Source organism: Bradyrhizobium sp. MOS002 (genome assembly GCF_003020115.1).
Taxonomy (GTDB): domain Bacteria; phylum Pseudomonadota; class Alphaproteobacteria; order Rhizobiales; family Xanthobacteraceae; genus Bradyrhizobium.
In genome coordinates this window covers 79,859-100,198 of record NZ_PYFX01000001.1, presented here as the reverse complement: position 1 = coordinate 100,198, position 20,340 = coordinate 79,859, and the positions used below count along the sequence as shown (strand labels likewise).

Genomic DNA, 20,340 nt, shown 5'->3' with positions numbered 1-20,340 from the left:
GCATGCTTCGATGGTAAATTCCGTTCGCGAGCGCTGGGGTTGAACCAGGCGAGGGAACGATGGACGCCGGGAAGTCCTTGTGGGGTTTAGTCCTCGCAATCCTGTTCCTGTATTTCGTCGTCGCTTTCGTGGGGAAGGCGTCCCGTTCTGCGGGCGTCAAGTACAATTGGGTCGGCGTCTTGCTGTCATTCTCGACGATCGGCCTCGCCATCTATCTCGTTTTCTTTCGCCAGCTTTGAGCCGGTTCCGGCTGCCTCACGTCCCGGGCTCTCGGCCGGGCGTGAGCCAGCTCACATCGCGCGCCTTCCCCTGCGGCTATCGTCCTCCCCATGTCATCAGGGAGACGTGCCATGGCCGCCATCGCCAGAGCCAGAAAGTCCAGCCTGCACAACGCGCTCGAAGGCCTCGCGCTGACCGCGACGCTGCAGAGCTTCCCGACCTTCGCCGCCGCCGCCTTCCTGCTCAAGCTGGTCGGCAATCACGACCTGGTCGGCGATCCCGGCGTCGCCATCTTCGTCGCCATCGCCTCGCTCGCCCATGCCCTGCTCGCGGTGACCTTCGGGCCGAGCTTCCCGCATTTGTTCAAGACCGTCTACGAACCGAAGTTCTTCGAGGCCCATCTGTCGCTCACTGAGAAGATCACCGCATGGCGCACCCAACCGGTCGCCTCGCTGCAATTGATGACGATCGTGCTGCTGCTGTCGGTGATGGCGGTGGTGACGGCGAGCGTGGGGTGATCGCATCATGCCCTTCATCACCGCGTCGAAATCCGCCCCGCTCAACCGGCTCGAAGGCTTTGCGCTCACCACGATCCTTCAGGGCTTCCCGATCTTCGCCGCGGCGTCGCTGATGGTGAAGCTGCTGGGACATGACCGCGGTGGCAGTCATGTCCTCACCATCGCGATGGCGTCGATCTTCTACAGCTGTCTCGCCATCTGGGCGGGATCGACATTCCCGAGATTTGCAAAGAACGCCTACGAACCGCTGTTCTTCGACGCCGGCCTGTCCTTCTCCGACAAGATCGCCCGCTGGCGCGCCAAGCCGGCGACGTCGAAGCAGCTGGTGGCCTCAGTGCTGCTGCTGTCGCTGCTGGCGGCAAGCGTGGGGTGAGGGGCACATCATTCTCGAACGCCGCCATAACCATGGGCGGCGCCGGCGCTCTGCGCCCCCTACCTCTTCTTCCACCCGCCTCTATGCCCCGGCGCGCCTCCGCTCGACCGCGGCGATGGGCCGAACTCCGGCCCCGACTGCCTTGAATCCGTCGGCTGGATGATGCGGCTTTCACCGCCGAACGGTTTTGACGGCAGAGCGCGGTCCCCCCGATACGGCAGCGACTCCGGGCCGTGCATCTCGTCGAGATGCGGCTTGTGCACCTTCGAGCCGCTGCCGCCGCTCGCCTTCAGCGCGGAGCTCACGGTCTTCTTCTTCATGGCGCTGACCGGCAAATTGGCGGCGTCGCCGTATTTCTTCGCTCCCGCATAGGCGCCGGCCTTGCCCTGCACCGTGCGCTGCTTGACGGTGGGATCGTCGACCACCGCAAGCTCGGTCGCACGCAGGCGCTTGACCTCGTCGCGCAGGCGGGCGGCTTCCTCGAAGTTCAAATCGGCGGCGGCCTCGCGCATTCTTGTTTCGAGATCGCCGAGCACGGCTTCGAAATTGTGGCCGATCGAGATCACGTCGTCGGTCATGTCGTGGCCGCCGATCTCGACCAGCACATGATCGCGCTCGTAGACGCTGTTCATGATGTCGCCGATCGACTTCTTGATGCTCTCCGGCGTGATGCCATGCGCCGTGTTGTACTCGACCTGCTTCTCGCGGCGGCGGTCGGTTTCGGCGATGGCGCGCTCCATCGAGCCCGTCATCTGGTCGGCATAGAGGATCACCTTGCCGTCGACGTTGCGCGCGGCGCGGCCGATGGTCTGGATCAGCGAGGTCTCGCTGCGCAAGAAGCCTTCCTTGTCGGCATCGAGGATCGCGACCAGCGCGCATTCGGGAATGTCGAGGCCTTCGCGCAGCAAATTGATGCCGACCAGCGCGTCGAAGGCGCCGAGGCGCAGATCGCGGATGATCTCGATGCGCTCGATGGTGTCGATATCGCTGTGCATGTAGCGGACGCGAATGCCCTGCTCGTGCAGATATTCGGTGAGATCCTCCGCCATGCGCTTGGTCAGCACCGTGATCAGCGAGCGGTAGCCGGCCTGGGCCGTGGCGCGGACCTCGCCGACGAGATCGTCGACCTGGGTGCGGGCCGGGCGGATGTTGACGGGCGGATCAATCAGGCCGGTCGGTCGGATCACCTGCTCGACGAACACGCCGCCGCTCTCGTTGATCTCCCAGGCGCTCGGCGTGGCCGAGACCGCGACCGTCTGCGGCCGCATCATGTCCCATTCCTCGAAGCGCAGCGGGCGGTTGTCCATGCAGGAGGGCAGCCGGAAGCCATATTCGGCGAGCGTCGCCTTGCGGCGGAAGTCGCCGCGGAACATGCCGCCGATCTGGGGAACGGTGACGTGGCTTTCGTCGGCGAACACCAGCGCGTTGTCGGGTACGTATTCGAACAGCGTCGGCGGCGGCTCGCCGGGCAGGCGCCCGGTGAGATAGCGCGAATAGTTCTCGATGCCGGCGCAGCTTCCGGTCGCCTCCATCATCTCGAGGTCGAACGTGGTGCGCTGCTCCAGCCGCTGCGCTTCCAGCAGGCGGCCCTGGTCGTGGAGCTGGTCGAGCCGCATCTTCAATTCGGATTTGATCGACTTGATCGCCTGGACCAACGTCGGGCGCGGCGTCACATAGTGCGAGTTGGCGTAGATCTTGATGAATTCGAGCTCGTCCTGCTTGTGGCCGGTGAGCGGGTCGAACTCCTCGATGGTCTCGACGGTGTCGCCGAACAGGTTCACGCGCCAGGCGCGGTCTTCATAATGCGCCGGGAAGATGTCGATGACGTCGCCGCGCACACGAAATGTGCCGCGGGTAAAATCGGCCTGGGTGCGCTTGTATTGCAGGGCGACGAGGTCGGCGATCAGCTGGCGCTGGTCGATGCGCTCGCCCTTCTTCAGCGCGAAGGTCATCGCGGTGTAGGTTTCGACCGAGCCGATACCGTAGATGCAGGACACCGAGGCAACGATGATGACGTCGTCGCGTTCGAGCAGCGCGCGCGTCGCCGAATGGCGCATGCGGTCGATCTGCTCGTTGATCGAGGAGTCCTTTTCTATGTAGGTGTCGGTGCGAGGGACATACGCTTCCGGCTGGTAGTAGTCGTAATAGCTGACGAAATACTCGACCGCGTTGTCGGGGAAGAAGCTCTTGAACTCGCCATAGAGCTGGGCGGCGAGCGTCTTGTTCGGCGCCAGGATGATGGCGGGGCGCTGAGTCGCCTCGATCACCTTGGCCATGGTGTAGGTCTTGCCGGAGCCGGTGACGCCGAGCAGCACCTGCGAGCGGTCGTTGCGATTGATGCCCTCGACCAGCTCGGCGATCGCGGTCGGCTGGTCGCCGCGTGGCTCGTAGTGCGACTTGATCTCGAAGCGCACGCCGCCTTCGGATTTTTCCGGGCGCGGCGGCCGATGCGGGGTCCACACCCTGGTGGAGCCATCGTCCTTGCGGAACTCCGGCCGTCCCTCGCGGATCAGCGATTCCAGCGCGTCGGCGGTCGCCTTGACGCCGAGCGCCTCCATCTTGCTGCGCGGCGGGCGCGCCAAGGCTTCGGCATCGTCCTCTTCCGTGGGAAGGCCGAGCTGACGGGCCAGTTCCGGATCGAGCGTCGGTATCGTGGCCGCGGTTCCGTAATTGGCTTGCGGTGCCTCGTGGAACCCCGCATCGCGGGCGCCGAGCGGCTGCGGATTGGGCCGCAGCGGCATCGGCCTCGTATTGTCCTGCGGAAACTCCTTCGGCGTCGAGGCCCGCGCGCGATGCGCGGCGGCCTCGCCGCCGGAGCGCCGGTCGCGCGAATTGTCGGGGGGCGGCTGCAGGCCGGTGCCCGATCCGAGCCCGGCATCGCCGCGATTGATCGCCGGATTGAGCAACTCGGCCAGCGCCGGCCCGATCGGCTGCACGTCGGGGCGAGACGCCTTGGAATTTGGCGCCTTGGAATTCGGCGCCTTCGCGTTCGGAGCCTTGGCCTTGGGGGATTTGCCGGATTTTTCGGAGGATGCAGGTTTCTTCGCCATGCTCCGAATATGGGGCGAGTCCGCCTCGCAATAAAGAGCGAATGCCCCTCCCGGATCAGACTGCTGACAGCAGGTTGGCAGCAGGCCTGGATTGCCGGATCTTGCGATCAGGCCGCCGGCGACGGTCCGTCATCGTCCCCGGCCGCCTGGCGCGGCTCAAGGATGTCGAGATGGATGCTGCCGCAATCGGTGCAGCGCATGGCCCAATACTCGCATCCGGCACGGCCGCCGATTACGCGGAGCACCGTGAGATCGCCGTCGCATTCCGGGCAGCTGGACAGCACATTGCGGGTGTAAATCCTCGGCCGCGACGTGTCTTCGAATTCGATGACTGACATGACCGGTTTCCCCTGACCCTGCGCCGTTCCCTGGTTCGCTTGCGGTCCCGCTCGCTTATTCGTCGTCGCTGTCGTCGGCCCGCCGGCGGAAGCGATCGATGTGATGCTTGGCATGGGCAATCGCGGCATCGGGATCAGGCCAGGCGAAGCCGACTTCCATGGCCGGAAACAGCACGCCGTCGATGGCAACCGGGCTGAAATCGGCACGCCGGATACGGGCGTGCCAAAGCCCCTGGCCAGCTTCGAAGGATTCGATGTCAAAGCCGTCGTAGAGGGTCGTCATTGCAGTCCCCAAAATGTTTTGTTCGAGCGCCTTGTTGGAGGGTCAGGAGACCACGTTTGCGGATTTCAGGATGTGAAGCCGTTCACAAGCGGCGGGCTTTTTTGCCCAAAGGCGGATTGCAGCGTCAGTTCCGCGTGCTGACGCGGCCGGTCCGCCGGACGGGACGGGCGGCGGGTTCCGACGCCGCGCGCATGATCCAGCGGCGGAACGCGGCAAAGTCGCGCTGCTCGGTCTGGAAGCTGCGATAGAGCAGGTACCAGCGCATGCCCTTGGGCACCGAGAGGTCGAATGGCGCCACCAGCCGGCCGGCGGCGAGATCGTCGTCGATATAGGGCCGGATGCCCATGGCGATGCCGAGCCCGTCGGCGGCAGCCTGAAGCGCCTGGCCGTAGAACTGGAACTCCGGCCCCCGCGCGTTGATGCGCGCGAGGTTCGCGGCCTTGAGCCAGATCGGCCAGTCATCGGGCGAATGCGCCACCCGGATCAGGCTCGGTCCCCTGAGATCGGCCGGGCGCTTCAGCGAGGAAGCCAGCCGGGGCACGCAGACCGGTGTGAGGTCGCCCGCGAACAGCGGCTCGGCCACCAGTCCCGGCCAGTCGCCGGTACCGAGCTGGATGCCGCAGCTCCAGTCCTCGCCGAACGGCACCGACGCGCCGCCGGTGGTGAAGCGCACCTCGATGTCGGGCTCTTCGCTGCGAAACTCCGACAGGCGCGGGATCAGCCAGCGCATCGCGAAGGTGTGGCCGATGCCGATGGTGAGCACGCGGACGCTCGAGGGCGCCGTCACTTGGGCGGTGAGGCTCGCGAGCGCGTCGAAGATCGGCGTCAGCCCGCTCTGATAGGCGCGGCCCGCCTGCGTGAGCAGCAGCTTGTTGGCCTTGCGCTCGAACAGGGCGACGCCGAGCCGTTCTTCCAGGATGTGCACCATGCGGCTGACCGCGGCCGCCGATACGCTCAGCTCGAGGCCGGCCGCGGCAAAGCTGCCGGCCCGCGCCGCGGCTTCGAATGCCTTGATGCCGTTGAGAAACAGCAAGCGCCGCAAATGACCGACCCTCAGAAAAGCTGATGCCAGGCCAAGATAACTCAGTTTGCGCGCCGGCGGCAAGCGGGGCACGTTCTCCTTCGCCTCTCCCCGCCCGCGGGGAGAGGCCGACACGCGAAGCGTGGCGGGTGAGGGGGAGCCTCCGCGATTCCCGCTGCTAGCTCCCTTGCGGAGACTCCCCCTCACCCCACCCTCTCCCCGCAAGCGGGGCGAGGGAGTGAAACAGCGTGCGTCCCTTGCCTTACAGGAGATCCCTCGTGACGCCCATCATGATCGCTGCCCTTGGATTGCTGATGGTAGGCACCGCGTTCCTGTCGGGGCTGTTCGGCATGGCGGGCGGGCTGATCCTGATCGGCGTGCTGCTGGCCTTGATGCCGCTGCCGACCGCGATGGTGTTGCATGCGATCACGCAGATGGCCTCGAACGGCTGGCGCGCCTTTCTCTGGCGCGCGCATATCCGCTGGCGGCCGGTCGCGAACTATATGGTCGGCGCGGCTGTAGCACTCGCGGCGTGGTCGCTCACGCGCTACGTACCGGACAAGCCGGTCGCGCTGCTGCTGCTCGGCATCACCCCGTTCATGGCGCGGCTGCTGCCCGCGAACATCAAGCCGGATCCCGACCGTCTCTGGCAGGGCACCGTCTACGGCACGATCTGCATGGGCCTCATGCTGATGACCGGCGTGTCGGGGCCTCTGCTCGACACCTTCTTCCTCGGCGGCGATTTCGGCCGGCGCGAGAAGGTGGCGACCAAGGCGATGTGCCAGCTCGTCAGCCATTTCACCAAGCTGATCTATTTCGGCGGCGTGATCGACCAGGCCGCGACGCTCGATCCCGTGCTCGCCGGGGTCGCGATCGCAGCGTCCATGCTCGGCACCACGCTGGCGCGGCGCATCCTCGAAGCCATGACCGACCAGCAATTCGTGGCCTGGTCGATGAAGCTGATCACCACCATCGCCTGCTACTACATCGCCTATGGCAGCTGGCTGCTGGTCCGCACGCCCGTGCTGGCAGCCTTCGACAAGGGAGGTTTGCAATGAGCGAGACGGCCGACCCGCTGGTGCTGGACTTCGTCGAATGGGTCGCGCGCGAGCCGCGCGCCTATGCCGAGGTGATCGCGACCTGGAAGACCTCGTGCCCGCGCCTCACCATCTGGGAAGACGCCGCCGACCGCGGCTACGTCGCCCGCGAGACGATCGCCGGCCTCGGGCTGATCATCGCGGTGACAAAGGACGGCGAGAGATTGCTGCGCACCAACGGGCGGTGAGCTCTCCACATCCGTCATTGCGAGCGCAAGCGAAGCAATCCAGAATGTTTCCGCGGCGGCAGTCCTGGATTGCTTCGCTTCGCTCGCAATGACGGAATACCGGGAGACCTCTTTCATGTCGCTCAAACTGTTCGAACTCGTCGGCGTCGATGCCTCGCGACCGTTCAGCCCGTTCTGCTGGCGCACGCGGATGGCGTTGGCGCACAAGGGCCTTTCGGCGGAAACGCTGCCCTGGCGCTTCACCGAGAAGAGCGCGATCGCCCCGCACGGCTCGGAGAAGGTTCCGGTGCTGCTGCATCACGACCAGCCGGTGGTCGATTCCTGGGCGATCGCGACCTATCTCGAAGACAAGTTTCCGGACCGTCCGTCGCTGTTCGGCGGCGAGGGCGGCCGCGCCATGGCGCGCATGCTCAATGCCTGGGGCGACATCGCCATCGTCGGCGGCATCTTTCCGCTGATCATCGCCGACATTCCGAACAATCTGGACGCGGTGGACGCCGCTTATTTCCGCCAGTCGCGCGAGGCGCGTTTCGGCGGCAAGACGCTGGAAGAGGTGATGGCAGGCCGCGATACCGGCGTGGTCGCCTTCCGCAAATCGCTCGAGGCGATGCGGCAGACCCTGAAGAGGCAGCCCTTCATCGGCGGCGCCGCACCGAACTATGCCGACTACATCGTGTTCGGCGGTTTTCAGTGGGCGCGCGTGACGAGCCCGTTCAAGCTGCTGGAAGCGGATGACCCGGTCTACGCCTGGCGCGAAAAGCTGCTGGATGCGTTCGACGGCATGGCGCGGACATCGCCGGGGCACGCGGTCTAAGCTTCGTAGCCCGGATGGAGCGCAGCGCAATCCGGGAAGGTCGCAATGCGTGGCACGAACCCGGATTACGCTTGCGCTCCATCCGGGCTACGCATCGCCGCCGCTTCTCGCAAGCACGCCCGGCACAGGCAATCCTCGCCCTTGACCGGCATCGGCAGCCGCGCCGTTTCTTCCGCGCACCAGCAGGTGCCTGAGAGATCGCAGCCGAATTCGGTGCCGCAACGGGAGCAGGCGAGGCGGCGCGGTTCCTGCACCGGCATTTCTTGCGGATTTGTCATGATTTGCGCAAAAGCTGTGCTGTCATTTTCATGCCGGGTTCATCTCCCGCTACGGTATATTACGCCTCGCGCACGTATCAGGAAAGCGTTGGCAAGGCGCGAAGGACACATCGATGGCCCGCGATTCGCAAGCCGCGCTCGTCGCGCTCAACCGTTTCGGCTTCGGCGCCCGCGGCGGCGCATCCGGCGATCTTATCAACGCGGCCTCCGATCCTCGCGGTTTTGTGAAGGCGGAACTCGCGCGTCCCAACGCTGTGCTGCTGGAGGCGCCGGGCCTGCAATCCACGCCGCAGCTCGGGCAGGCGGTGTTCGTCTATCAGGATCAGGTCAAGCAGGCGCGCGAGGCCGCCGCCAAAGCCGGCGCGCCGACCGAAGCGCCGTCGCAGGCGCCCGCCGATCAGAAGTCCGGACTGCGCCGCAATCTCTCGCTGAACGCCGCGGCAACCGAGATCGCCGGCCAGATGGCCGAGGTCAGGCCAACCGACAATAAGCCGGCGGACAACGCGGCGAAGCCGGACACCATGCAGCCCAACGCGGCCGCGCCGCCTGCCGCAAAACCCGCCCCGCAGCCGCTCAACGTCATCCAGAAGACCTTTCGCGCCGAGGCGTTGGCGCGGTTGCAGCGCGCGACCCTGGTCGAGTGCGGCTTCACCGAACGTCTGGTCGTGTTCTGGTCCAACCATTTCTGCATCTCCGCCAGCAAGGGCGAGCTGGCGCGGATATGGGCCGGCGCGTTCGAGCGCGAGGCGATCAGGCCGCACGTGCTCGGGCGTTTCGCCGACATGCTGAAAGCGGTGGAGCAGCATCCGGCGATGCTGTTCTTCCTCGACAACCAGCAATCGCTCGGACCGGATTCGCGCGCGGGCCAGAACCGCAAGCGCGGGCTGAACGAAAATCTCGCGCGCGAAATCATGGAGCTGCATACGCTCGGCGTCGGCGGCGGCTACACGCAGGACGACGTCACCTCGCTCGCCCGCATCATCACCGGCTGGACCTTTGCCGGCCGGCAGGGACAGCTGGGGGCGCCCGGTTCGTTCGTGTTCAACGTCAATGCGCACCAGCCCGGGCCGCAAATGCTGCTCGGCAAGACCTACGAGCCGAGCGGACTTGCGCAAGGCGAAGCCGCCCTCGCTGACATCGCGCGCCATCCCTCGACCGCGAACTTCATCGCCACCAAGTTCGTCCGCCATTTCGTCGCCGACGATCCGCCGCCGGCGCTGGTGGCGCGATTGCGCGATGTCTTCATCAAGACCGACGGGGATCTCAAGGCGCTGGCGACGGCACTCGTCGAGTCCGACGAGGCGTGGCAGGCGCCGCTGACCAAGATGCGCAGCCCCTATGATTTCCTGGTCGCGAGCGGCCGGCTGCTCGCGCGCGTGCCGGAGGATCCCGGCGCTTATCTCAACAACCTCAATCTGCTGGGCCAGCCGCTGTGGTCGCCGGCCGGCCCGAATGGTTTCCCCGATACCAGCGCCGCCTGGGCTGCGCCCGAAGGCATCAAGCTCCGGCTCGACATCGCCGCGCAAATGGGCGCGCGGCTCGGCCCCAACATCGACCCGCTCGACCTGCTGGAATTTGCCGCCGCAGATGCGGCCTCGATCGAAACGCGCAAAACCATCGAGCGGGCGGAGTCGCGGCAGCAGGCGCTGGCGCTGCTGTTGATGTCGCCGGAAATGCAGAGGAGATGATGATGATCGACTGCGTCGAGAACCGGCTCCTCACCTCGCGCCGCGGCCTCCTGCTCGGCGGCGCGTCCTTCGCGGCCTGGGCGTATTTGCCGAAATTCGCCCGCGCGGCGGACGGTCGCGATCCCCGGCTGATCGTGGTGATCCTGCGCGGCGCGCTCGATGGTCTTTCGACCGTCGCGCCGATCGGCGATCCCGATTATGCCGGCCTGCACGGGGCGATCGCGCTCACGGCGGACGGCGCGCATCCCGCGATCATGCTCGATACGTTCTTTGCGCTGCATCCGGCGATGCCCGAGTTTGCACGCATGTATCGCGACACGCACGCTGCGGTGATCCACGCGGTGGCGACGCCCTATCGCGACCGCTCGCATTTCGACGGCCAGGACGTGCTCGAAAGCGGCTATGCCGGGCCCGGTCGCGTGCAGTCCGGCTGGCTCAACCGCGCGCTGGAAGCGCTGCCGCGCGGCGAGCGGGTGTCGAGTGCTCTTGCCGTCGGCCCGACCACGCCGCTGGTGCTGCGCGGCAATGCGCCGACCGTCGGCTGGGCGCCGGTGGCACTGCCGCAGGCCGATGACGACACCGCGATGCGTCTGGTCGAGCTCTATCGTCATCGCGATCCCGCGCTGGCAGCCGTGCTGTCGCAGGGCCTTCAGCTGGAAAAGGCCGCGAGCGGCGACGACATGAAGCCGAAGCCGGGTAACCAGGTCGCGCAGATGCGGCAGGTCGCGCGCGGCGCCGCAAAACTGATGGCGTCCGACGACGGCCCGCGCATTGCGGCGCTCGCGTTCGATGGCTGGGACACACACGCCAATGAAGGCGGCCCTGTCGGTCGCCTCGCATTCCTGCTCGGCGGGCTCGACGGCGCGCTCGCCGAATTCGAAAGCGGCCTCGGCGAGCGCTGGCGCGACACCGTCGTTGTGGTCGCCACCGAATTCGGCCGCACCGCGCGCATCAACGGCACCGACGGCACCGATCACGGTACGGGAACGATCGCGCTGCTCGCCGGCGGCGCGGTGAAGGGCGGCCGCGTCATCGCCGACTGGCCGGGCCTCAAGCCCGCCAACCTCTTCGAGGCCCGCGATCTCAAGCCCACCACAGACCTGCGCTCCGTGATCAAGGGCGTGCTGCAGGGCCAGTTCGGCCTGTCGGATCGCGTGCTGGCGGAGACGGTATTTCCGGACAGCGCAAGCGCACGTCCGATGAAGGGGCTGGTTACTTAAACCGCGATTCCAAGGCCCGCGCCTTGCGGCGCGTCCCGGAATGACGACATGATCGGCCGAACATCAGGAGATCATTCCCATGTACATCGCCATGAACCGCTTCCGCGTCGCCAAGGGCTCCGAGGCCGCCTTCGAGCAGGTCTGGCTTTCGCGCGACACCCATCTCGACAAGGTGCCGGGTTTCGTTGAATTCCATCTTCTGCGTGGGCCCGAGCTTGAGGACCACACGCTGTACGCCTCGCACACGGTGTGGGCCAACCACGCCGCGTTCGAGGCCTGGACCAAATCGGATGCTTTTCGTGCCGCGCATGCGCGGGCCGGCGACACCAAGCCGACCTATCTCGGCCATCCCCAGTTCGAGGGCTTCGAGGTGATGCAGACGGTCGGGCGCGGCGCCAAGTAGCGCGCACGCCGCAACGATCAGCCCAGCGTGATCTTGTCGATCTCCGACATTTCCTCCGCACCGAGCTTCCACGCAATCGCCTTCACGTTCTCCTCGACCTGCTCGACGCGGGTGGCGCCGGCAATCACGCTCGACACCTGCGGGCGCGCGGCGAGCCAGGAGAAGGCGAGCTCGAGCGTGCTGTGCCCGCGCGCTTTCGCGAATGCCGTGAGCTTCTCGACGATGTCCTCGTTGCGCGGCGTGACGTAGCGGTCGCGTAACGCCGGTACCTTGCCGAAGCGCGTATCGGTCGGGGCGGCCGCGCCGCGCTGGTACTTGCCGGTGAGGAGCCCGCTTGCGAGCGGGAAGAACGGCAGGAGGCCGAGCTTGTACTCTTGTGCGGCCGGCAGCAGGTCCTTTTCGATGTCGCGCACCAGCAGGCTGTATTCATCCTGGCAGGAGACGAAGCGGCTGACATTCATCGCGCGCGCGGTGAATTCGGCCTCCGCCAGGCGCCAGGCGGGGAAATTGGAATTGCCGATGTAGCGTACCTTGCCCTGACGGATGAGATCGTCGAGCGCGCGCAGCGTCTCGTCCATCGGCGTCAGCGGGTCGTAATCGTGCTGCTGATAGAGATCGATGTAGTCGGTCTTGAGCCGCGTCAGGCTCGCCTCGACGGCGTTCATGATGTAGCGGCGCGAAGCGCCCTGTTTGGTTCCGTCGGTGGCCATCGGCTTGGAATATTTGGTGGCGAGCACGATGTCCTTGCGGCGGTCGCCGAGCACGGCGCCGAGCACCGTTTCCGAACCGCCCATGCCGGCATAGATGTCGGCGGTGTCGAACAGCGTGATGCCGAGATCGAGGGCGCGATGGATCACCTTGCGCGAGGTCTCCAGGTCCGTGCGCTGGCCGAAATTGTTGCAGCCGAGGCCGACCGCAGACACGCGCAGGCCGGAGGCGCCGAGGTTACGAATTTCCATGGGAGATCCCTGTCGGAGATAGGCAGGGGCGCATTGTGACTGCGGTGCGTCGCCGCAGCAAGCCGCGCGCCGCGTTGCTGCCATGCCTACAAGGAGCTGCCTACAAGGAATTGCCGACATGGACCTGCCGACAAGGAATTGCCGACAAAAAAATGCGGCCCCTGTCAGACGCGGCGACTGACGGGGACCGCTTTGGGGCGCTTGATCGGTGACGGGGGGCTGATCAGACGCAGCTGCAGCCTAGCCCCGCTATGTTACGCGCGGGTGACAGGCAGAGTTATCCACAGGCCTCGCGATCACGAGGGATCAGAAAATCTTGCGATAGACAATGAAGCCGGATCGCTCGGCGACCTTGTCGTACAGGCGCTGCGCCGTGACGTTGGTCTCATGCGTTTGCCAGTACACGCGCGGCGATCCCACGAGCTTAGCGCGCTCGTAGACGCCGTGGATCAGCGCCGAGCCGACACCCTTGCCGCGTGCGGCCTCGGTCGTGAACAGGTCTTGCAGATAGCAGGACGGCTCGATCGCGGTGGTGCTGCGGTGAAAGAGATAATTCGTCATCCCCAGCAGGCGGCCGTCGCTCTCGGCGACCAATCCGTGCACCGGCTCATAGGCATCGAAAAAGCGCTGCCATGTCACGCGCGTGATCTCGGGCGAGAGCGCGGTCGGGCCGGAGCGGCCATAGAAGGCGTTGTAGCCGTCCCACAGCGGCAGCCATTGTTCGTAGTCCGGCCTGGTGACGGGTCGAATGGTGAGGGGCATATGAATTCCCGCGATCGATGAGGCGTCCTTCATACGTGATGATGGACGTGCTGATCAATCGCGCATCACTCCGCCACGCGCAGATACCGGATCAGCTTGCGGCCCGCGGGATCGCGCAGCGAGCGGTAGTAGTCGGCGCGGGACGGCGCATCGGTGTGACGCACGAGGTCGGTCACGGGCGTGTAGCTCAGCATGCGGCCGCCATCGGGCAGCGCGGCACAGACGAAGCGCAACACCTCGCCATTGCGCAAGGCGATGTTGATCGGCGTGGCATCGCCGATCCGCACCATCTCCATGCGCTGTGCGATGAAGGTGCCGAGCTCGTCCTCGGGCAATTCGAACGCGCCGGTGTCGCGGCCGTGATACATCAGCGCGATGAACGGCGGCTTGTCGTCGGCGATGTCGTCCGGCACCGCAAAATAATCGCGGAACGCGCGGTTGATGAATTCGGAGCGCGTCTCGGCATCGAGCAGCACGATGCCGATATCGACCTGGTCGAGCGCGGCCGACAGCCGCCCGGCGATGGCGTGGCTCCGGCGCTCGGCGGCAAACGTGCCGAGCAGCCGCTGGCTCATGAGGCCGGTGATGCCTGCGGTGCCCGCGGCCGTCGCGGCCAGGAGGCCGAGCCGGATAATATCCGCCGTGGTAAGGCCTGAAACGCCGTGCTGGCTGAGGAGCAGCAGTGCCGCGCCGATGACGGCGATGGCTGCGCTGGCGACGGCGGAAGCGGGGCCCGAGAGCGCGCCGGCGAGGGCCACGATGCAGACGAGCAGCGGCGCGAGCGAGGGAGTGGGGACGAAGCGATCGAAAAACATCGTCAGCAGCAAAGTCGCTGCCGTCAGCGCCGGACCGGAGATCGCACGCCATCCCAATCGCATGGGCCTGTCTCGCTCCTTCCTGAACGAGGTAAGGCGGCAACACTGACCGAACATTGCGCCATTGCGATGCGGTTTCGCGCGTTGTGCTTAAGGTGCGCTTGGGGTCACGTGCAAAGCTTTCGGATGATTTTAGACCAAGTGCGCGTGCTTGAGCCGTTGTTGCAGCGCGGGCGCATTCAGCGTCGACGTCCCCTGGCCCTTGCGCGTGCCGACGAAGATCAACAGCGATGCCGCGACGAGGATGGCCGCGGTCAGGGTGATTGCAACGATGACCACAGGTGATTTCATCGACTTCCTGTCGCGATGCCGGTCGGCGCGGGCCACGCGGCGCCTTGAAGGCGGGTCCAGGATGAAGCGGGAATCAGACCGGCAGGCCCATCGCCATGGTCGCCTTGGTCGACAGCACCGTCAGGGTGACGATCAGGCACAGCGATAGAGCGGCGACGGCGAGCGAGGCCGCGACCGCATTGGCAAGCCGGGAAGACGATACCGTAGCGGGTGGGCCCTGAAAGCCTGCCGTGCCGGACGCCCGAATCATGGTCTAAATCCTTCAACGCGCGAGCGAATCACCCGCGACATCGAACAATTTCACTGTTGCAATCGGCAATATTGCGGCGGCCAGCACGCCTAAAATGGCGAGATTGCGGCGAGAGGGGCCCTTGTGCCCGCTATTCGCCAGAGCGCGGTACGCCTCAGGCGCCCGCGGCGATGCTGGCGGGGTCCTCGACGTCGGCCGGCCGCCAGTCCATTGCGACGAAGCCGGGGGCCGCCTCCACGCGCTTCAGCCAGTCCCGGATCGCCGGGAAGGTCGAGAGGTCGAAGTCGCAGCGGTCGGCCAGGTGGGTGTAGCCGTACAGCGCGATGTCGGCCACCGTGAGCTGGCGGGCGGCGAAATAGGCGTTGGTCTTGAGGTGATTCTCCATCACCTGGAGCGCGCCATAGCCGCGCTCCATCCAGTCCTCCAGCGAATGAGTCTGGAGGTCGCGGCCGCCCCTCACCAGTGACAGCCAGAAATAGGCCGCGCCGATGTTCGGCTCCAGCGCGTGCTGCTCGAAGAACATCCATTGCAGCGCGTCGGCGCGATCGATGCGGTTCTCCGGCGCCAGCGGCGTGCCGACGGCGACGTACCAGAGAATGGCGTTGGACTCGGCGAGATAGCGATCGTCGCCGACCTCGAGCAGCGGCACCTGACCGGACGGATTCTTGGCCAGGAAGTCCGGGGTACGGCTCTCGCCGCGCAGAATGTCCACCTCGACCGCTTCGTAAGGCAAGTTCAGCAGCGCCAGCGCAAGGCGGACCTTGTAGCTGTTGCCCGAGCGCTGCATCGAATAAAGCTTGTACATTCTGAGGATGATTCCGGAAGACGGGAGGGCGCGGCGCTTGTTGCCCCGCAACGCGGCTAAACAATGATGCCGATGCGAATCCGCCGCAAGACCCGGCCAATAGAAAAACTCGAAAACCCTACCGCATTGCAACGCGGAGGAAGATCATTTCCGTGCGACCATCCAACTCAGTTCACGCTTGCGTCAACGCGCGGCATGCATGGCGCCTCGCATTGATGTCGCGCAAGCGCTCGCGCCGAGGCGGGACAAGCCCGGGCATGACGACGGTCTGGATTTCGCGGCGATCAACCCGTCAAAATTGCTCCGAGGACACCCCTTGCCGGATATGTGGGATTTGTCCGGCAAAGTTGCGGAAAATTGCGGAAAGTCACGAATTGATGCGCGCCAGACCCGTAAACTCTTGCGGGATCGGACCGAAGTTTCTTGCGGTGCAACGGCACTCGTTTTAGGGTGGCTCATTCCCACAATCGGAGTCGTGAAGCTCAAAGAGTTCACGACGCTTGTCAGGAGATGACGATGTCCTTCCTTGCCGCTGCGCTCGACCGTGTGAAGCCGTCCGCGACCATCGCGGTCACGGATAAAGCACGTGCGCTGAAAGCGGCGGGCCGCAACGTCATCGGCCTAGGTGCCGGCGAGCCCGACTTCGACACGCCCGCCAACATCAAGCTGGCCGCGATCCACGCCATCGAAGCCGGCAAGACCAAGTACACCGCGGTCGACGGCATTCCCGAGTTGAAGGAAGCCATCATCGCCAAATTTCAGCGCGAGAACGGCGTTGTCTACAAGGCGAACCAGATCATCGTCGGCACCGGCGGCAAGCAGGTGCTCTACAACGCGCTGATGGCAACCATCAATCCGGGCGACGAGGTGATCATCCCCGCGCCGTACTGGGTCAGCTATCCCGAGATGGTGGCGCTCGCCGGCGGCGAGCCGGTGCCGGTGGTCTGCACCGCCGCGACCGGCTTCAAGCTCCAGGCCGAGGCGCTCGAGCGCGCGATCACGCCGAAGACCAAATGGGTGATCCTGTGCTCGCCGTCGAACCCGACGGGAGCTGCCTACACCAGGACCGAGCTGAAGGCGCTCACCGACGTGCTGGTGAAGCATCCCCACGTCTGGGTCATGACCGACGACATGTACGAGCATCTCGTCTATGACGACTTCCAGTTCACCACGGTCGCGCAGGTCGAGCCGAAACTCTACGACCGCACGCTCACCGTGAACGGCGTGTCGAAGGCCTATTGCATGACCGGCTGGCGCATCGGCTATGCCGGCGGCCCGGCGCAGCTGATCAAGGCGATGTCGACGATCCAGTCGCAGTCGACCTCGAACCCGTCGTCGATTGCGCAATGGGCCGCGGTTGAGGCGCTGAACGGTCCGCAGGACTTCATCCCGGCCAACAACAAGGTGTTCAAGGAGCGCCGCGACCTCGTCGTCTCCATGCTCAACCAGGCCAAGGGCATCGAATGCCCGCGGCCCGAGGGCGCTTTCTACGTCTATCCGTCCTGCGCCGGCACCATCGGCAAGACCGCGCCGTCGGGCAAGGTGATCGACAATGACGAGACGTTCGTCACCGAGCTTTTGGAGACCGAAGGCGTCGCCGTGGTGCAGGGTTCGGCCTTCGGCCTCGGCCCGGCGTTCCGCATCTCGTATGCGACCAAGACCTCGGACCTCGAAGACGCCTGCAAGCGCATCCAGCGCTTCTGCGGCAATCTGCGATAAGGCTATCGCGACAGTGCAAATTGGAAAGGCCCGCTTCGCGCGGGCCTTTTTTTGTCGTGTTTTGAATGAGCGGAGTCGGATGGACTTCTGCTCTGATCGACATTCTGCCATGCCCCTCACCCGGATCGCTGCGCGATCCGACCTCTTCCCGCAAAGAGCGGGGAGAGGTTAAGGACGCTCGCGGCGTCCCGCTGAAGTTCGATCGGCCCTTGAAGTGAGGGACGCACTGCTCGTGCTCTCCCTCGCCCCGTTCTTACGGGGAGAGGGTGGGGTGAGGGCTCTCTCCGCGAACTCGGTTTTAGACGTGTTCGATCTGGCACCTCCAAGACTCTTGTGGCATAGACCATCGCGCGTCACGGGTGCCGCGCCCTTTCTGCTCGCATCACATTCACCGCCGGAGATATTCATGCGCCGCTCACTCCTCCTCGCCGGGCTTGCCGTTGCGAGCCTCGTTGCCTCCGTTGCGGGCGCCAGCGCGCAGTCGCGGATGGTTCAGGTGGGCGTGCTCGAATGCCGCGGCGGCGCCAGCGTGGGCTTCATCGTCGGGTCGGTGACCCATCTCGGCTGCGTGCTGCGTGTCGATGGTTTGCCGGACGACCGTTACGTCGCGACCATTCGCAAGGTCGGCCTCGACCTCGGCATCACCCAGGAAACGGCACTCGCCTGGGGTGTGTTCGCGCCGGTAAACCGGCTCGGACCGGGCGACCTCGCCGGCACCTACGCCGGTGCGCAGGGCAGCGCCTCGGTCGGTGTCGGCCTCGGTGGCAATGTGCTGGTCGGCGGCTCCAACAATTCGATCGCGCTGCAGCCGCTCAGCGTGCAGGGCCAGGTCGGCCTCAACGTCGCCGCCGGCCTCGAGAGCCTGGAACTGCGCCCGGGCCGTTAACAACTCCGTGTGTGAATCGCGTCGCTCCGACGCGATTCCGGCAACGACGCACCGCAGCGACGTTTGATGCTTGCCAAATCTCGGGGACGGGCAGAGCATCGGCGTTTGCCGACCCAATCATGGGCCGAGCTCCACACCAAGGAGGCGGCGAATGGGACAAGACGTCAGAAGTCCCCGAGGTCCACGGTGCATCGCGCTGGTGGGCCCTTTCCAAAGCGGTAAAACCACACTTCTCGAAGCAATACTGGCGCGAACGGGCGCAATCCCGCGCGCCGGCAGCGTCGACGCCGGAACCTCCGTCGGCGACGCCACGCCAGAGGCTCGTCATCACAAGATGACCGTCGGGCTGACTGCCGTCACCACGAGTTTCATGGGCGACAGCTACACCTTTCTCGATTGTCCCGGTTCCGTCGAATTTGCTCACGACATGCGCGCCGCGCTGCCTGCGGTCGATGCCGCCATCGTGGTCTGCGAAGCCGACGAGAAGAAGCTGCCGCAACTTCAGATCATTCTGCGCGAGCTGGAGGAGCTGAAGATCCCGCGTTTCCTGTTCCTCAACAAGATCGACCGCGCCAACAAGCGCATCCGCCAGACACTCGAGATACTCCAGCCCGCCTCGCGCGTGCCGCTGGTGTTGCGCCAGATCCCGATCTGGAAGGACGAGCTGATCGAGGGCTTTGTCGATCTCGCGCTGGAGCGCGCGTTCATTTACCGCGAGCACAAGGCCTCCGAAGTGGTCGCGCTCGAAGGCGGCGATCTCGATCGCGAGAAGGAGGCCCGCTTCTCGATGCTGGAGAAGCTCGCCGATCACGACGATGCGCTGATGGAGCAGCTGCTCGAGGACATTCCGCCGCCGCGCGATGCCGTGTTCGACGATCTCGCGCGCGAATTGCGCGACGGGCTCATCTGCCCCGTGCTGCTGGGCGCCGCCGCACGCGAAAACGGCGTGCTGCGCTTGATGAAAGCGTTGCGTCACGAGGCGCCCGGTATCGCGGAGACCGCAAAACGTCTCGGCGTTCCCGAGACCAGGGACGCTCTCGGCTTCGTCTTCAAGACGCTGCATTCGCAGCACGGCGGCAAGCTGTCGCTGACGCGGATGCTCGCCGGCCATCTCGACGACGGTGCCACGCTGCAATCCTCCTCCGGCGGGGCCAGCCGCATCTCCGGCATCCTCGCCGTCACCGGGGCCTACGACACCAAGCGTGCCGCGGCGGAAGCCGGCGACACGGTGGCGCTAGCCAAGCTCGACCCGATCAAGACCGGCGACACGGTCTCGAACGGCAAGACCCAGCCGGCAGCGCTCGCAGCCAGCGAACCCACTCCGCCGGTGCTCGCGATCTCGGTTGCGGCCACCGATCGCAAGGACGACGTCAAGCTCGGCCAGGCGCTGACGCGGCTGCACGAGGAGGATCCCTCGCTCGTCGTCGTGATGAACGCCCAGACCCACGACACCGTGCTGTGGGGGCAGGGCGAGATGCACTTGCGCGTCGCGAGCGAGCGGCTGCGCGACCGTTTCGGCGTCAAGGTCGCCTCGCATCCCCCCGCGATCGGCTATCAGGAAACCATCCGCAAGCCGATCGTCCAGCGCGGTCGCCACAAGAAGCAGTCCGGCGGCCATGGCCAGTTCGGCGATGTCGTGCTCGACATCAGGCCGCTGCCGCGCGGCGACGGCTTCAAGTTCGCCGAGAAGGTGGTCGGCGGCGCGGTCCCGCGCAACTATATCGGCGCGGTGGAAGAGGGCGTCGTCGACGGGCTCGCACGCGGCCCGCTCGGTTTCCCGGTCACCGATTTGCAGGTGACGCTGACCGATGGCTCCTATCATAGCGTTGATTCCTCCGACCTCGCCTTCCGCACGGCGGCGCGGGTCGGGCTCAACGAAGGCCTGCCGCTATGCCAGTCGGTGCTGCTGGAGCCGATCCACGTGGTCGAGATCGTCTGCCCGACCGACGCCACCGCCAAGATCAACGCGATCCTGTCGGCGCGGCGCGGCCAGATTCTCGGCTTCGACACCCGCGACGGCTGGAGCGGATGGGACTGCGTCCGCGCCATGATGCCGGAAGCGGAGATCGGCGAATTGATCGTCGAGCTGCGCTCGGCCACGGCGGGCGCCGGCAGCTTCACCCGCCAGTTCGACCACATGGCCGAAGTCACGGGCCGCGCCGCCGACCAGATCATCGCAGCGCACCAGCACGCGGCGTGAGTCTGTCTCGCGCGCAGTGAGGGACGCATCGCTCTCTCCCACCCTCTCCCCGTTCTTTACGGGGAGAGGGTGGGGTGAGGGCTGTTGCCATGCACGCGGTGAA

General features: G+C 65.7%; 23 protein-coding genes. 12 read left to right on the top strand and 11 right to left on the bottom strand.

What is annotated here, in order from left to right:
* The first annotated feature begins 59 nt into the window (after nt 1-59).
* The 3 genes from C7G41_RS00525 to C7G41_RS00515 all read left to right on the top strand — a co-directional run bounded on the left by C7G41_RS00525 (nt 60) and on the right by C7G41_RS00515 (nt 1,110).
* Nucleotides 60-239, top strand: a complete 180-nt coding sequence (locus tag C7G41_RS00525) for a hypothetical protein (RefSeq protein ID WP_106940757.1) — start codon at nt 60-62, stop codon at nt 237-239.
* Between the two features lie 111 nt (nt 240-350).
* A complete protein-coding gene (locus C7G41_RS00520; RefSeq protein ID WP_106940756.1) occupies nt 351-737 on the top strand; it encodes a hypothetical protein in 387 nt (128 codons plus the stop codon).
* Nucleotides 738-744: 7 nt separating this feature from the next.
* Nucleotides 745-1,110: a hypothetical protein gene (locus C7G41_RS00515; protein WP_106940755.1), complete on the top strand. Its 366-nt coding sequence runs from the start codon at nt 745-747 to the stop codon at nt 1,108-1,110.
* A gap of 59 nt (nt 1,111-1,169) precedes the next feature.
* On the opposite strand, the gene uvrB is transcribed toward C7G41_RS00515, so the two are convergent.
* From uvrB to C7G41_RS00495, 4 genes are all read right to left on the bottom strand, one after another.
* Nucleotides 1,170-4,160: an excinuclease ABC subunit UvrB gene (gene uvrB / locus C7G41_RS00510; protein WP_106940754.1), complete on the bottom strand. Its 2,991-nt coding sequence runs from the start codon at nt 4,158-4,160 to the stop codon at nt 1,170-1,172.
* 107 nt (nt 4,161-4,267) lie between these two features.
* Nucleotides 4,268-4,498 (bottom strand): hypothetical protein, encoded by a 231-nt coding sequence (locus C7G41_RS00505; RefSeq protein ID WP_106940753.1) that lies wholly within the window; start codon nt 4,496-4,498, stop codon nt 4,268-4,270.
* Between the two features lie 55 nt (nt 4,499-4,553).
* Nucleotides 4,554-4,781 carry a hypothetical protein gene (locus tag C7G41_RS00500; protein WP_007596778.1) on the bottom strand — a complete coding sequence of 76 codons (228 nt, stop codon included), beginning with the start codon at nt 4,779-4,781 and terminating at the stop codon, nt 4,554-4,556.
* 124 nt (nt 4,782-4,905) lie between these two features.
* Nucleotides 4,906-5,823: a LysR substrate-binding domain-containing protein gene (locus tag C7G41_RS00495; protein WP_106940752.1), complete on the bottom strand. Its 918-nt coding sequence runs from the start codon at nt 5,821-5,823 to the stop codon at nt 4,906-4,908.
* 257 nt (nt 5,824-6,080) lie between these two features.
* Here C7G41_RS00495 and C7G41_RS00490 point away from each other — a divergent pair, with 257 nt between their 5' ends.
* The 3 genes from C7G41_RS00490 to C7G41_RS00480 all read left to right on the top strand — a co-directional run bounded on the left by C7G41_RS00490 (nt 6,081) and on the right by C7G41_RS00480 (nt 7,901).
* Nucleotides 6,081-6,860, top strand: coding sequence for a sulfite exporter TauE/SafE family protein (locus C7G41_RS00490; protein ID WP_106940751.1), 780 nt, complete (start codon nt 6,081-6,083; stop codon nt 6,858-6,860).
* A complete protein-coding gene (locus C7G41_RS00485) occupies nt 6,857-7,087 on the top strand; it encodes a hypothetical protein (RefSeq protein ID WP_106940750.1) in 231 nt (76 codons plus the stop codon). Before C7G41_RS00490 ends, C7G41_RS00485 begins: the two co-directional genes overlap by 4 nt.
* A gap of 115 nt (nt 7,088-7,202) precedes the next feature.
* Nucleotides 7,203-7,901 (top strand): glutathione S-transferase family protein, encoded by a 699-nt coding sequence (locus tag C7G41_RS00480; protein ID WP_106941437.1) that lies wholly within the window; start codon nt 7,203-7,205, stop codon nt 7,899-7,901.
* A 65-nt stretch (nt 7,902-7,966) separates the two neighbouring features.
* Here C7G41_RS00480 and C7G41_RS38160 read toward each other — a convergent pair whose 3' ends face one another.
* On the bottom strand, nt 7,967-8,179 hold the full coding sequence (locus tag C7G41_RS38160; RefSeq protein ID WP_106940749.1) for a cysteine-rich CWC family protein: 213 nt from the start codon (nt 8,177-8,179) through the stop codon (nt 7,967-7,969).
* Nucleotides 8,180-8,292: 113 nt separating this feature from the next.
* On the opposite strand from C7G41_RS38160, the gene C7G41_RS00470 reads away from it, so the two are divergent.
* From C7G41_RS00470 to C7G41_RS00460, 3 genes are all read left to right on the top strand, one after another.
* Entirely contained in the window at nt 8,293-9,867 is a 1,575-nt protein-coding gene (locus C7G41_RS00470) for a DUF1800 domain-containing protein (protein ID WP_106940748.1), read from the top strand.
* A gap of 2 nt (nt 9,868-9,869) precedes the next feature.
* On the top strand, nt 9,870-11,087 hold the full coding sequence (locus C7G41_RS00465; RefSeq protein WP_199198145.1) for a DUF1501 domain-containing protein: 1,218 nt from the start codon (nt 9,870-9,872) through the stop codon (nt 11,085-11,087).
* 79 nt (nt 11,088-11,166) lie between these two features.
* Nucleotides 11,167-11,490, top strand: a complete 324-nt coding sequence (locus C7G41_RS00460; protein ID WP_007596764.1) for an antibiotic biosynthesis monooxygenase — start codon at nt 11,167-11,169, stop codon at nt 11,488-11,490.
* A gap of 17 nt (nt 11,491-11,507) precedes the next feature.
* Here C7G41_RS00460 and C7G41_RS00455 read toward each other — a convergent pair whose 3' ends face one another.
* The 6 genes from C7G41_RS00455 to C7G41_RS00435 all read right to left on the bottom strand — a co-directional run bounded on the left by C7G41_RS00455 (nt 11,508) and on the right by C7G41_RS00435 (nt 15,432).
* Nucleotides 11,508-12,449 (bottom strand): aldo/keto reductase, encoded by a 942-nt coding sequence (locus C7G41_RS00455; protein WP_106940746.1) that lies wholly within the window; start codon nt 12,447-12,449, stop codon nt 11,508-11,510.
* Nucleotides 12,450-12,755: 306 nt separating this feature from the next.
* Nucleotides 12,756-13,211 (bottom strand): GNAT family N-acetyltransferase, encoded by a 456-nt coding sequence (locus C7G41_RS00450; protein WP_106941436.1) that lies wholly within the window; start codon nt 13,209-13,211, stop codon nt 12,756-12,758.
* A gap of 65 nt (nt 13,212-13,276) precedes the next feature.
* Nucleotides 13,277-14,089, bottom strand: coding sequence for a PAS-domain containing protein (locus tag C7G41_RS00445; protein WP_106940745.1), 813 nt, complete (start codon nt 14,087-14,089; stop codon nt 13,277-13,279).
* Between the two features lie 129 nt (nt 14,090-14,218).
* Nucleotides 14,219-14,413 carry a hypothetical protein gene (locus tag C7G41_RS00440; protein WP_106940744.1) on the bottom strand — a complete coding sequence of 65 codons (195 nt, stop codon included), beginning with the start codon at nt 14,411-14,413 and terminating at the stop codon, nt 14,219-14,221.
* Between the two features lie 37 nt (nt 14,414-14,450).
* Nucleotides 14,451-14,627: a hypothetical protein gene (locus C7G41_RS37600; RefSeq protein ID WP_198034906.1), complete on the bottom strand. Its 177-nt coding sequence runs from the start codon at nt 14,625-14,627 to the stop codon at nt 14,451-14,453.
* Between the two features lie 154 nt (nt 14,628-14,781).
* Nucleotides 14,782-15,432, bottom strand: a complete 651-nt coding sequence (locus tag C7G41_RS00435) for a glutathione S-transferase family protein (RefSeq protein WP_106940743.1) — start codon at nt 15,430-15,432, stop codon at nt 14,782-14,784.
* 516 nt (nt 15,433-15,948) lie between these two features.
* Here C7G41_RS00435 and C7G41_RS00425 point away from each other — a divergent pair.
* The 3 genes from C7G41_RS00425 (at nt 15,949) to C7G41_RS00415 (ending at nt 20,237) form a co-directional block, all read left to right on the top strand.
* The gene (locus C7G41_RS00425) at nt 15,949-17,151 is read left to right on the top strand and encodes a pyridoxal phosphate-dependent aminotransferase (RefSeq protein WP_007596745.1); all 1,203 of its coding nucleotides are present in this window, start codon (nt 15,949-15,951) and stop codon (nt 17,149-17,151) included.
* A gap of 406 nt (nt 17,152-17,557) precedes the next feature.
* The gene (locus tag C7G41_RS00420) at nt 17,558-18,037 is read left to right on the top strand and encodes a DUF992 domain-containing protein (protein ID WP_106940742.1); all 480 of its coding nucleotides are present in this window, start codon (nt 17,558-17,560) and stop codon (nt 18,035-18,037) included.
* Between the two features lie 151 nt (nt 18,038-18,188).
* The gene (locus C7G41_RS00415) at nt 18,189-20,237 is read left to right on the top strand and encodes an elongation factor G (protein ID WP_106940741.1); all 2,049 of its coding nucleotides are present in this window, start codon (nt 18,189-18,191) and stop codon (nt 20,235-20,237) included.
* The last annotated feature ends 103 nt before the right edge of the window (nt 20,238-20,340 follow it).